11 protein-coding genes are annotated in these 12,820 nt (G+C 68.4%); 5 read left to right on the top strand and 6 right to left on the bottom strand.

Annotated features, from left to right (window positions below; translation table 11 throughout):
- Positions 1-91 precede the first annotated feature (91 nt).
- Positions 92-2,317, top strand: a complete 2,226-nt coding sequence (locus ACQPYS_RS23005; RefSeq protein WP_433490803.1) for an MMPL family transporter — start codon at positions 92-94, stop codon at positions 2,315-2,317.
- Between the two features lie 4 nt (positions 2,318-2,321).
- On the top strand, positions 2,322-2,903 hold the full coding sequence (locus ACQPYS_RS23000) for a TetR/AcrR family transcriptional regulator (RefSeq protein ID WP_433490802.1): 582 nt from the start codon (positions 2,322-2,324) through the stop codon (positions 2,901-2,903).
- A gap of 24 nt (positions 2,904-2,927) precedes the next feature.
- On the opposite strand, the gene ACQPYS_RS22995 is transcribed toward ACQPYS_RS23000, so the two are convergent.
- From ACQPYS_RS22995 to ACQPYS_RS22985, 3 genes are all read right to left on the bottom strand, one after another.
- Positions 2,928-4,304, bottom strand: coding sequence for an MFS transporter (locus ACQPYS_RS22995; protein WP_433490801.1), 1,377 nt, complete (start codon positions 4,302-4,304; stop codon positions 2,928-2,930).
- Between the two features lie 231 nt (positions 4,305-4,535).
- On the bottom strand, positions 4,536-5,684 hold the full coding sequence (locus tag ACQPYS_RS22990) for a nucleotide disphospho-sugar-binding domain-containing protein (protein WP_433490800.1): 1,149 nt from the start codon (positions 5,682-5,684) through the stop codon (positions 4,536-4,538).
- Positions 5,685-5,733: 49 nt separating this feature from the next.
- Positions 5,734-5,877, bottom strand: coding sequence for a hypothetical protein (locus tag ACQPYS_RS22985; RefSeq protein WP_433490799.1), 144 nt, complete (start codon positions 5,875-5,877; stop codon positions 5,734-5,736).
- 320 nt (positions 5,878-6,197) lie between these two features.
- Here ACQPYS_RS22985 and ACQPYS_RS22980 point away from each other — a divergent pair, with 320 nt between their 5' ends.
- Positions 6,198-7,250, top strand: coding sequence for a fatty acid desaturase family protein (locus tag ACQPYS_RS22980; protein ID WP_433490798.1), 1,053 nt, complete (start codon positions 6,198-6,200; stop codon positions 7,248-7,250).
- Positions 7,251-7,649: 399 nt separating this feature from the next.
- On the opposite strand, the gene ACQPYS_RS22975 is transcribed toward ACQPYS_RS22980, so the two are convergent.
- Entirely contained in the window at positions 7,650-9,194 is a 1,545-nt protein-coding gene (locus tag ACQPYS_RS22975; protein ID WP_433490797.1) for an acyl-CoA carboxylase subunit beta, read from the bottom strand.
- Positions 9,195-9,511: 317 nt separating this feature from the next.
- Here ACQPYS_RS22975 and ACQPYS_RS22970 point away from each other — a divergent pair, with 317 nt between their 5' ends.
- Positions 9,512-9,784, top strand: a complete 273-nt coding sequence (locus tag ACQPYS_RS22970; protein WP_433490796.1) for an IPT/TIG domain-containing protein — start codon at positions 9,512-9,514, stop codon at positions 9,782-9,784.
- A gap of 122 nt (positions 9,785-9,906) precedes the next feature.
- Positions 9,907-10,905, top strand: coding sequence for a hypothetical protein (locus ACQPYS_RS22965; protein ID WP_433490795.1), 999 nt, complete (start codon positions 9,907-9,909; stop codon positions 10,903-10,905).
- A gap of 64 nt (positions 10,906-10,969) precedes the next feature.
- On the opposite strand, the gene ACQPYS_RS22960 is transcribed toward ACQPYS_RS22965, so the two are convergent.
- A complete protein-coding gene (locus tag ACQPYS_RS22960; protein WP_433490794.1) occupies positions 10,970-11,632 on the bottom strand; it encodes a response regulator in 663 nt (220 codons plus the stop codon).
- Complete coding sequence (locus tag ACQPYS_RS22955) at positions 11,629-12,711, bottom strand: sensor histidine kinase (protein ID WP_433490793.1); 1,083 nt, start codon at positions 12,709-12,711, stop codon at positions 11,629-11,631. The genes ACQPYS_RS22960 and ACQPYS_RS22955 overlap by 4 nt, the downstream gene beginning before the upstream one ends.
- Between the last annotated feature and the right edge of the window lie 109 nt (positions 12,712-12,820).

The following is a 12,820-nucleotide window of genomic DNA, read 5'->3' as shown; positions in this document are numbered from 1 at the left end:
GATTGGCCGGGTTCGAGGTGCGAGGCGTTGCCCCGCTCAAAAATGGTAGCTACTGTCATAAAACAGTAACTACCATTTTCGAGAGGCTGTCATGTCGACCCTGCTGTATCGGATCGGGCGGTTCGCTTTTCGCGCTCGACGACTCGTGCTCCTGTGCTGGGTGCTGCTGGTGGCCGCCCTGGGAGTGGGGGCCGCTACCCTGGCCTCCCCTTCCGCGACCTCCTTCAGCCTGCCCGGCACACAATCCCAGGAAGCCCTCGATCTACTGGCGGAGCGGTTCGCCGAGGTTCCGTCGGCCGGCGGATCCGCCCAGATCGTCTTCATCGCCGAACACGGCACCGTGACCGATCCTGTGCTGCGCCGGCGGATCACCGAGGTGGTCGACGCCGCCGCCGGGGCGGCCGAGGTGGCGGCGGTGCGCAGCCCGTACGACAGCGGCCTGATCTCGGCGGATCGGCGGATCGCCGTCGCCGAGGTGACCTACGCCGTGTCCTTCGAGGCAGTGCGTGATTCGAGTCGTCAGGAACTGATGGACCTGGTCGAACGGAGCGGTTCGGCCGACCTGCGGGTCGCGGTGGGCGGCGACGTGATGGAGCTGATGCCGGATGTCAGCAAGGAACTCATCGGGTTGCTCGTCGCCGCGGTGGTTCTCGTGATCACGCTCGGGTCGCTGGTCGCCGCGGGGATGTCGCTGGTCACCGGGCTCACCGGGGTCGCGGTCGGGCTGCTGGGAATCCTCACGGCCACCGCCTTTCTCGACCTCGGCGTCACGACCCCGATCCTCGCGCTCATGCTCGGTCTCGCCGTGGGTATCGACTACGCGCTGTTCATCGTCTCCCGCTACACCCATGAGCTGACCCGGACTCCAGACCCCGAGGAGGCCATCGGCCGGGCGGTGGGCACCGCCGGATCCGCCGTCCTCTTCGCCGGCCTGACCGTGGTGATCGCACTGCTCGGACTCGGCGTCGTGGGGATCGGGCTGCTTACCGAAATGGGGGTCGCCGCCGCGGTGACCGTGGTCGTCGCGGTGCTGGTGGCCGTCACCCTGCTGCCGGCACTGCTCGGGTTCGCCGGGCGGCGGGTGCTGCGGCGCGGCCGGCGCCGGCAAGCGACCGCGGGTGCCTCGCCGGCGGCGACCGGCCGGCCGCGGCGGACTCTCGCGCAGCGCTGGGCGGCGCTGACCACCCGCCGGCCGGTGACGACACTGATCGTCGCGTTTCTCGGACTCGGTGTCCTGGCCCTGCCGGCGCTGGATCTGCGCCTCGGCGTGCCGGACCAGGGCACCTATCCCGAGCATTCGACGCAACGTCGGGCATACGACGCGGTGGCGGAAGGGTTCGGTCCGGGGTTCAACGGACCGCTGCTGGTGGTCGTCGACCTCGCGGGCGCGCCACAGCCCGCGGACGCCGCACGGCAGGTGCACGCGGCCCTGGCCGGAGCCGAAGGGGTCGCCATGGTCGCACCGCCGGAATTCAACCCGGCCGGTGATACGGCCATCATCGGGGTCGTCCCGGAGAGCGGACCCGACAGCGGACAGACCGAGCAACTGGTTCAGCGGCTGCGCGGCGGTGTCGCCGACAGCGTCGCCGATTCCGGTGCCCGGATCGCGGTCACCGGAACCGCCGCCGTCATCATCGACTTCAGCAGCCGGATGGCGGACGCCCTGTGGACCTACCTCCTGGTGGTGGTCGGTCTGTCATTCCTGCTGCTGATGACGGTCTTCCGCTCGATCGTCGTACCGCTGAAGGCCACCGGGGGTTTCCTGCTCACCGTGGCGGCGACCTTCGGTGTCCTGGTGGCCACCTTCCAGTGGGGTCATCTGGAATGGCTGGGTATCCGCGATACCGATGTGGTGGTGAGCATGTTGCCGATCTTCATCATCGGCGTCGTGTTCGGGCTGGCCATGGACTATGAGGTGTTCCTGGTGACCCGGATGCGGGAGGAATACGTGCACGGCGCCGCGGCGACCGCGGCGGTCCGCGCCGGTTTCGGGTACGGCGCGCGCGTGGTGTCCGCGGCCGCGATCATCATGGTGAGCGTGTTCGCCGGGTTCGCCACCGGCGAGGCGAGCGATATCGTGCAGATCGGGGTGGCGCTGGCGGCGGCGGTCGCGGTCGACGCCTTCGTGGTCCGGATGACCATCGTCCCGGCGGTACTCGCGCTCGTCGGTGAGAAAGCCTGGTGGTTGCCGCAGTGGCTGGACCGGATCCTGCCGAACCTCGATGTCGAGGGGGAGAAGCTGCGCGCGGCGCCGGGGCCCGACCCCGCCGACGCACACCACCGCATTGTTGCGCCGGCGAAAGGTTCGGCAGGATGAAACCATGAGCACCGGCGGGCTGCGAGAACTCAAGAAGAAGCGGACGCGTGAAGCCATCCAGGATCACGCCCTGCGCCTCTACCGGGAAAAGGGATACGCCAACACCACGCTCGAGGAGGTGGCCGCGGCCGCCGAGGTCTCGCCGAGCACGCTGTTCCGCTATTTCCCCACCAAACCGGATACGGTGCTCTTCGACCGTGTGGACCCCATCTTCCTGGAGAAGTTCCTCGCCGAGCCCGCCGAGCTCTCCCCCCTTCAAGCCGGTCGCAATGCGCTGCTCGCCGTGCTCGCCAATACCGAGCAGGATCTGGCCGTAGTGGAAACCACCCGGATGAAACTCATTGCCACCGTGCCGGAGCTACGCGGCGCCGTCGCGCAGAAGGTCGAGACGGATCTGCCGCAGTTCATCGAGGCCGTCGCCCGCCGGACCGGCCGGGAACCGGCCGATCCGCGGGTGCGGTACTGGAGCGGTGCGGTGGCGGGCGTCGCTCTGATGGCCTATCTGCGCGCGATCGAGAACGGCGAGGACATCTACGCCGTCGTCGACGAGGCACTGGAGTTCCTCGCGAACGGGATGCCGCTCTGACAGCGAACGACGCCACCGGGTCCGCTACCCGAAGGCGCGCCCCTGCTCCTTGTCCAGTGCGGTCTCGGTCTTGTTCTTCAGTACGAAGAGGTAGACGACCAGCGAGATACCGATGACGACCGTCACGTACCCGATGAACCACGGCACCTGTCCGCCGTTCTTCGCGGCCTGGTAGATCATCGGCGCGGTACCGCCGAACACCGAATTGGCCAGGGCGTAACCGATACCGACGCCCAGGGCCCGGATATGCGAGGGGAACAGCTCGGCCTTGACGATGGCATTGATCGACGTGTAGCCGGTGAGCAGCACGTAACCGACGCAGGTCACCACCAGTGTCGCCGCCACCGAGGTGGCGTCCTGGAGGAAGGTGATGAGGAACCAGGTGTAGAGGACACCGCCGATGCCGAAGAACACCAGGACGGGTTTACGGCCCACCCTGTCGCTGATCAGTCCACCGACCGGCTGCAACAGCATGAGGAACACCAGCCCGGCCAGGTTGATCCAGGTGGCCGTCATCCCCTGACCTTCGAACGCGGTCTTGACCATGGCCGGGGCATTCACGCTGTAGGTGTAGAACGCGAGGGTCCCACCCATGGTGACCAGGAAGCACACCAGCAGCGGCCGCCAGTATTCGACCAGCAGGACGCGCAGGGAGCCCGATTCGGAATCCTCACCGCGCCGGACCGCGTCGAGCTGCTCCTGGGTCAGTGATTCGTCCATGCTCCGGCGCAACCAGAACACCACGACCGCGGCCACACCGCCGATGAAGAAGGCGATACGCCAGCCGAAATCGGAGATCTCCTGCTTGTCCATGAACACCTGCAACACCAGCAGCGTGAGCTGGGCGAGCACATGGCCGCCGATGAGGGTCACGTACTGGAACGACGAGAAGAAGCCGCGGCGTTCCCGGGTGGCCGCCTCGGACATGTAGGTGGCCGACGCACCGTACTCACCGCCGGTCGCGAACCCCTGCACCAGCCGGCACAGGATCAGGATCACGGCCGCGCCCACGCCGATCGTCTCGCGTCCCGGCACGAGTGCGATCACCAGCGAACAGGCCGCCATCAGCGAGACGCTGAAGGTGAGTGCCGCCCGCCGGCCGCGCCGGTCGGCGTAGCGGCCGAAGAACCATGAGCCGACCGGGCGCATGAGGAATGTGACGGCGAAGATCGCGTACACGTAGACGGTGGAGTTCTTGTCCGCCGAATCGAAGAAGTGGCTCTCGAAATACGAGGCGAACACGGTGTAGACGTAGACGTCGTACCACTCGACGAGATTGCCCGACGATCCGCGCAGTGTGTTCCAGACCGCACGGCGGGTCGCCGCCCGCGACGAGGCCGATCCGGTGGCCGGTGGCCGGCCGTCGGGAACGGCCGGTCCCGAGGTTATGGTTTCGGACATAAGTGATCCCTCTCGTTCACCCGTACACGGAGCGCGCGAGGACCGGAATCCTGCGCGGCTCGGCACTCAGTGTGCAGGTAGAGGGCACGGTCCGGGGGTGAGGTTCGGAATATCCGTTGTCGGCGCAGGGCGGGTGAGCCCGGATATCCGCACAGCCGCAGTGGTCTCCGGCGGCGGCGCGCGACGGACCGGATGCGGCTGTGGTCCGTCGGCGGCGCGCACCACCGGCGGTTACTGGTTCGTGAGCTGCGCGATCACCGTGGCCGGCCCCGGCCGCTCGGCGATCTCGGCCGCGACCTCCCGGGCGCGGCGCCGGTACGAGGCGTCTTCCAGCACCTTCGTGACCGCCGGCGCCATACCGGCTGCCGAGTCGACCGTGATCGATGCCCCGGAGGCGGCGGCGCGCGCGGCATTGACAGGTTGGTCGGCGCCTTGGGGCCAGAGCACCATCGGCAGGCCGTGTGCCAGGGCACCGAGCACGGTACCGACGCCGCCGGCGCCGACCACCAGATCGGCCCGCTCGAGCAATTGCGCCAACGGGATGAAGGGCACATACCGCACATTCGACCGGCTTGCGTGGTCGCGCGGCGCCGGGACGGACCGGCCGGCTTCCGGATGCCGCAGGGACGAGCCGAGGGTGGCGATCACATCGGCCCTGGTACCCGCCACCGCCGCCACGACCGCCTCGAGAACGTCCGGGTCGGAGAAGATCGTGCCCAGGGTGACGAGCACCGTCGGCCTGCCGCGTTCACCGATGCCGGACAGGTCGATCGCGGCGTCCTGCGGGCGGCGGTGCGCCTGTGGCCGGACCGGAAGCACCCGCGTCGCGGGGGACCAGTCCGGGTCCTGTAGTTGCGGCGGGCACGGGTCGATACAACTCGACGGGGCGACGGGCCGGAGGCCCGCCCGGTCGTACCGGGTGGCGGCCGCGCGATCGATCTCCGTGGTGATCACCGTGGGCAGCGCCGGGCCGATACCCGCCCGGTGCCAGCCGACCCCGAGCCGGGCCGCGACGATCGGGCCGATCGCATCGAACGGTTCCGCGATCACCAGGTCCGCACCCCAGCCGGTGGCCCGGTCGATGCTGTCCTCGATACCGAGGTCGACGCGTGCGCCACCGAATATCTCCCCGATCATCGCGGGTGCGGGCCGGTACATATCCATCCCCGTGCGCCGGGCCGCTTCCTCGGAGAACGTGCCGGGCATCGCGCCCGCCCCGAGGTAGTCGACCGCCGGTGGAAGCTCGCCTTCGACAGTGTCGCGGAATCCGGCACTCGACAGGAGGCCGACGCTGTGCCCGGCCGCCACCGCCGCGTGCACGAGCGGCACCAGGGGCAGGATGTGGCCGAAGGCGGGGGTCGCGCTGAACAGCAGTTTCACGGGTTCTCCGGATCGTTGGAGATACGTTCGTCGGCAGAGGATTCCGATATCAGGGTGACATGTCCGCGGTCGGCGGTACGAATTCGCGGAGGGGCGCCGATGCCCGCCCGGCCGTGGCGTCCGCGACCAGTACGGTCGCATCGAGCCGGATCGGTGCGGTGGGTGCGCCGCCGGCCGCGAGCCGGGATGCCATTCTCGGAATGCCATCGGGCGAGCAGGGATGTTTCGTGTTCGGTCCAACCGATCGCGGCCATGACGTACTTCCGGGGAAACGAACGTGCCTGTGGGCGGCGATGCTTGCCGCGGAGATCCCCGGATATCACCCCACAGTGCGATTCGATCTCATACCGAGGGTTTACCGGGGTCGAGAATCCGGTCGATAGCGTCGGTTCCACGACATCACCACACCGTCTCGCACCGGGCATTACCCGCCGGGTCGGGTCTCCCATCGAGATCGGCCGGACGACACCGGAAACGGCGGGCGGGATCCGCATTCGACTCCGAGGAATTCCTATGACAACACCGGCCTTGGTCCCGGAATCACCGCCCCGGTCCGCGCGGTGCGGCGGCACCGGCGGCGACTACGCCCGCCTGCTGCGCCGGATCTCCGACGCGGGACTGATGAACCGGCGGCCCGGCTATTACGCCGTCCGGCTCGGTCTGGTGGGAATCGCGTACGTGGCCGGCTGGCTGGCGTTCGCCCTCGTCGGCGACTCGTGGTGGACACTCGCGGTGGCGGCGTTCCTGGCGGTGGCCTGCGCGCAGGTGGCACTCGTCATGCACGATGTCGCCCATCGCCAGGTCTTCCGGCTCCGGCGGCCGACCGAACTCGTGGGCCGGATCGTCGGCAACGCGGGCATCGGCCTCGGTTACGGCTGGTGGCAGGACAAGCACACCCGCCATCACGCCAACCCGAACCACGAGGAACTCGACCCCGACGTCGCGCCCGACATCCTGATCTGGTCGCAACGACAGGCGCGGGCCGGCCGCGGCCTGCCTCGTGTCATCGGACGGGCGCAGGCGTTCCTGTTCTTCCCCCTACTGCTGCTGGAAGGTGTCAACCTCCACATCGCGGGCATCCGAGCGCTCCGCAACCGATCGGTTCGACACCGCGGTGCGGAAGGCGCGCTGCTGCTCGGCCACTTCGCCGCCTATCTGGCCGTGGTGTTCGCGGTCCTGCCCGCCGACAAGGCACTCGCGTTCCTCATCGTCCACAAGGCACTGTTCGGCCTGTACATGGGCTGTGTCTTCGCCCCGAACCACAAGGGTATGCCGACCCTGACCGGCGACGACCGCCCCGACTATCTACGTCGGCAGGTGCTGACCTCCCGCAATGTGCGGGGCGGTGTCCTGACCGACCTCGCGCTCGGCGGGCTCAACTATCAGATCGAGCACCATCTGTTCCCGAGCATGGCGACGCCGAATCTGCGCCACGCACAACGGATCGTCCGCGACTACTGCGCCGAAATCGGTGTGCCCTACCACGAGACCGGTCTGATCACGTCGTACCGGGAAGCGCTGGCCCACCTGCATCGGGTCGGCGCACCCCTGCGCGCCACCGGCTGACTCCGGGCGTACCGCGCCGCTCGTGCTATCGGAGTTCGCGATACCCCGAGCCCGCCGCGGGCCGGTCGGCGGTGCGGTGTGATCCGCGGCCGCCGACCGGCCCGACAGAGCGTTCACCTACTGACTGCCGATGGAATCCACCACCGGATCCGGCCTCGGCACGGCCTGATCAGTAGTAGGCCCCGGAGAGCATGCCCAGCATGTTCAACCACACGATGTATTTCAGGAAGCCAGGCATATCCATCTTTCTCGGTTGTCGGTCCTGGTCATCGAACGGTGGCCATATGCGGATCGCCGTCCGAATCCCACGCGCCACGCTGGAATGCGTGCGCTGCTGTGTCTTTCGCGCGCCGATGCGTATTCGTTACATTGCCGGCGCCGACCGGCGGGTCCGCCCGGTCACAGCGGCAGCAGGTGATGCTTGCGCGGGTAGCGGATGACCTTCTTGTCGCGGAGCAGGTGCAGGGCCCGCCGCAGCTCCAGCCGGGTGGCCGACGGCTCGATCACACTGTCGATGTAGCCGCGCTCGGCCGCGACCCACGGGGTGGCGACGGTCGCGTTGTAGAAGTCGATCATCTGCTGCCGCAGTGCGGCCCGCTGGTCCTCGGGGGTGGCGTCGAGCACCTTGCGCTGGGTCAGGCCCACCGCGCTCTCGGCGCCCATGACCGCGATACGCGCGGTGGGCCAGGCCAGGTAGATATCGCAGCCGAGCGCCTTGGCGCCCATGACCGCCCACCCGCCGCCGTAGGCCTTGCGGACCACCACGGTGACCTTGGGGACGGTGGCCTCCACGTAGGCGAACAGGAACCGGCCGCCGCGTTTGATGACGCCCACCTTCTCCTGTTCCACGCCGGGCAGGAAACCGGGGGTGTCGACCACCAGTACCAGCGGAATCTCGAAGGCGTTGCAGATGTGGATGAAATGCGCTGCCTTGTCGCCGGCCTTGGCGTCGAGCGCGCCCGCGAGCACGGTCGGCTGGTTGGCGACCACACCCACCGGGTGACCGTCGACGCGGGCGAACCCGGTGATCAGGTTCTTGGTGGCGGCCGCGCCGATCTCGTGGAACTCACCGTCGTCGAAGATGCGCAACAGCACGTCGTGCATATCGTAGACGGCATTGTCCGAGTCGGGGACCAGTGTGTTCAGGCTCAGATCGGATTCGGTGACCTCCGGCTCCAGTCCGGGGTTCACGATCGGCGGGAGTTCGACGGCGCTCGACGGCAGGTAGCTCAGGTAGTCGCGCACCCACGCGAAGGCGGACGCCTCGTCCTCGGCCACATGGTGGATATTGCCGTAGGCGGCCTGGTTGTAGGCACCGCCCAGCTCCTCCATGTCCACCTTTTCACCGATGGCGTCCTCGATGATCTTGGGCCCGGTGACGAACATGTGCGCGCTCTTGGTGGCGACCACGACATCGGTGCAGATCGGCTGGTAGACCGCGCCGGCCGCGCAGTTACCGAGGATCAGCGAGACCATCGGTACCGCACCCGAGAGCGGTTCCATCTTGGTCGCCAACTCGCCGTACCAACGCAGCGACGTCACGGCCTCCTGGACACGCGCGCCGCCGGAGTCGTTGATACCGACCAGCGGGCAACCCATCCGGCCCGCCAGGTCCATGATCGCGGCGACCTTCCGGCCGAACATCTCGCCGATGGTGCCGCCGTACACGGTCTGGTCATGGGAGAACACCGCGACGGGCCGGCCGTCCACCAGCCCCCGTCCGGTGACCACTCCGTCACCGTAGAGGGCGTCCTTGTCCGCCGGGTTCCGCACGAGGGCACCGATCTCCACGAAGGTGCCCGGGTCCAGCAGCGTCTCAATGCGGTCGCGGGCGGACGGTATGCCCTTACGCGCTCGCTTGGCGGCCCCCGCCTCGCCGGCCGGCTCCTGCGCTAGCTCCAGTTTCTTACGCAGGTCGGCCAGTTTCTCGGCGGTAGAGGTCATCGAGTACATCCTCATTTCTCAGCAGGAAATACCGCACCGTGATCGGGGGTGGATGTCACCGTACCCGGACTGCCGGGCGGGTGGGTTTGTGAGCTCTCACCGATGTCGGTCCGCGCGGCGAGAGCCGGCGGCGCCGCGGTGGTTCCGCGGCCTCCCGGACGTCCGAAAACAGACGAAAACGGACGAAAACGGATCGTGAGATGCATTGCCCGGCAACAGATCCAGGCGCCTAATGAAAGAGCGGGCGGCTATCAGAGCTCGAGTAGATCACTCCATGTAGCGAAGGACATCACTCCGGTAAGAAGGAAGCAGGCACCATGCCTACCATCACATCTCTGTCCCCGACCTCCGGCCCCACCACCAGGGGCACGAGCGTGACTATTACGGGCGCGGGTTTCACCGGCCCCACCACTGTCCGCTTCGGCGCCACCGCCACCACCCTCACCCTCGATTCCCCCACCCGGATCACTGCCATCGCCCCCGGCGGCTCGGCCGGTACCGCGCCGACCGGCGGATCGGTGGGCACGGCACAGGTCACCGTCACGGGCCCTGGCGGAACCAGTCACGGCCTGGGCTACACCTATATGTGACACCTGAGAGAGCCGGGTCGTCGGCAGGTTCGGCGGGCGACCCGGCCTCGCCGTGGTCGAACCAGCGATGCCGGGGTCTCCGGCACAGTGGCCGGAGACCGGCGGGGTAAAGGGGGTTTTCGTTGGCAACCGTGTTGAAGGTGCTGTTGGCCGAACAGCATCTGAAGAGCCATCCGGACTTCTTGGCCGCGTACGACAGGTGCGCGGCCCAGCTCGACCCGCCCATCCCCCCGGGCTATGGACCGGCGAAAGCCCAGTATTACCAGTGGCTCTCCGGTCGCATGATCGGGCTGCCCCGTGACTATCACTGTCGGGTGCTGGAAAAGATGTTCCCGGGCTGGACAGTCGAGGGTCTGTTCCAGATCGCCGGATCGGCGCCGGCCCCCGGACGACCGCTGCCCGCGGGTGCCGCCGACGTCGATATCCTGCTCGGGGCTTTCTTCGGTGCCGAGATGGTTACGGGGGAGGCCCTTCTCGTGCACCCGTCGTTCGAGTTGACCGGGCCGGTGCACGACCGTCGTTCGCCGGGTGTCGCGCGCCGGCGCCTCTTCGGCAGGAAGGACGGGGCCCCCGCGCCGCGGCAGCCCGCGGAAACCATGGTCGTACTGGAGAGTGACCTCCGCGGCCTGCTGTACGTTCTCGATCTGCTCCAGCGGCATACACGTATTCCGATCAGGGTGCGGAGTGACCGCGACGTCGCAGCACACCACGACCGCCCCTTCGTCAGCTTCGGGCTCGGCGGCAACGACTGTGTCCGCAGATATGCCGAGATCGCCGAGCGACCACTGTTCACCGTCGACGACAGCGCGACCGGCGACGGCTTCTACCCACAGTGGGTGGAGCTCAGCGACGGATACCGTTTCGACGCGCACGGCGTCGCCGATATCGGCATCATCGCGCGGGTGCGACCGGGCCCCGACCTGCACCCCGGCCGATACTGGGTGTACTGCGGGGGCCTGGGCCTGCGTGGTACCGCGGGTGCGGGACGGTATCTCGCCGATAACTGGCGCCCCTTGCAGCGCAGTGTCGGCGACCACGATTTCGTGGCGATCGTCGGACTCCACAAGCACTCTGACGAGGCGAACGGTATGGAACATCTGCTGATCGGTTCGGCCGGATAACTCGCCGCCGGACGCGATCCACAGTGGTCCGGCCGGGTGGCGTCGGACGCCGCGGAACAGGGAATCATGCCCGGTGCGGGATCACGAGGCCGGATTCATAGGCCAGGACCACCAATTGGGCGCGGTCGCGGGCGTGGAGTTTGGTCATGGCGCGATTGACGTGGGTTTTGGCGGTGAGCGGGCTGATCACCAGGTGGGTGGCGATCTCATGGTTCGAAAGACCGCGCGCGACGAGGACGACCACCTCCCGCTCACGGGCGGTCAGCCCGATCGTTCCGGCGATCCGGTCCGGGGCCGGCGGCCGGCTGACGTATCGGTCGATGAGTTTGCGCGTGATCGACGGCGCGAGCAGCGCGTCACCGCGGGCCGCGACCCGGACGGCGTGTACGAGGTCTTCCGGGTGGATGTCCTTGACCAGGAATCCGGCCGCGCCCGCCCGCAGGGCATCGAAAACGTGCTCGTCGAGACCGTAGTTGGTCAGGATCACCACATGTACCCGGGCCAGGGCCGGGTCCGCGGCGATACGCCGGGTCGCCTCGATACCGTCCACGACCGGCATCTGGATGTCCACCAGTGCGATATCGGGCAGCTGCTCGCGAGCCAGCTCGACGCCCCGGGCGCCATCGGCGGCCTCGGCCACCACCTCGATATCGTCTTCCAACTCGAGCAGTGCGCGGAAACCGCTGCGGATCAGCGGTTGGTCGTCGATCAGCAGGACCCGGATCACGGCGCCCGCTCCACGGGCAGTTCGGCTCGGACGGTGAACCCGCCCTCGCTGCGCGGCGCGGCGTGTAACCGGCCGCCGAGAGCGGTGACCCGTTCGCGCATCCCCAGTAGTCCCACACCCGGGCCGGAAGTGAGGTCCGGTGTGGCCCGACCGTCGTCGTCCACCCGGATCACCACAGAGTCCGGGTGGTAATCGATACGGACGGTTGCGGTCCCGGCGGCGGAGTGCCGGGTGATATTGGTCAGCGATTCCTGGATGATCCGGTACGCGGTCCGGTCCACGGCCACCGGTAGCGGGTCGGGCCGCCCGGCGACCGTCAATGTCGTATCCAGGCCGGTGGTGCGGACCCGGTCCACCAGCTCCGCGACATGATCGAGTCCGTACGACGGTGGGCGGTCGTCGCGCAGGACCGCCAGGGTGGCCCGCAGCTCGCGGGACGCCTCGCGCCCGGCCTCCAGGATCGCGAGCAGCGCGTCGGGCACCTGCTCGCCGCGCCGGCTGGCCGAGTGGACGGCCACCTCGGCCTGCACTTTGATCACCGAGATCTGGTGGGTCAGTGAATCGTGCAGCTCCCGCGCGATATGTAATCGCTCTGCGTCCGCCCGGCGCCGCGCGGTCTCCTCACGAGTCCTTTCGGCCTCGTCGGCGCGCCGCTCGGCCTGCCGCAATGCTTCGCCCGCCGCGCCCGCGGCGACCAGCCATGCCAACTGGAGCACGTCGCGCGATTCCATGAACGCCTGGCCCACGAGCAGTCCGCGCGGTGAAATCAGCAGCGCCAAGGGCATGGCCGCCACCATCACCACCGACCCCGACACGGCCGCCACCCAGCGCCCGGCGCGGACAGCCGCGTACACGGCGACCAGGAACGCCACCGCGGGTACGTCCACTCCGAGGGCCTGATATGCCCACGCGGTCGACCCTGTCACGGCCAGCACGGCGACCGGCGCCCGGCCGGCCGCGGCCGGCGCCAGCCCGCCGACGACCAGCAGCACCCAGCCGACCGGCGGCCCGGACAACCCGGAAACCAGTTGGAACACCGCGATGCCCGCGGCGACCGCCCAGTTCCGGAGCCTTTCCATTGCTGCACCCTAGCCCGACGCGCGTGCAGCAGAATCGTGCACGGGGATGATCACCGGCTACTGCGACCGCAGTACTCCTGCCGGTACCTACGCCCTCGGCGGTAACCGG

The organism is Nocardia grenadensis (assembly GCF_050942415.1).
Taxonomy (GTDB): Bacteria; Actinomycetota; Actinomycetes; order Mycobacteriales; family Mycobacteriaceae; genus Nocardia; species Nocardia grenadensis.
Note: the sequence above shows the minus strand (reverse complement) of the source record. Positions and strands in the feature narration are given on the sequence as shown.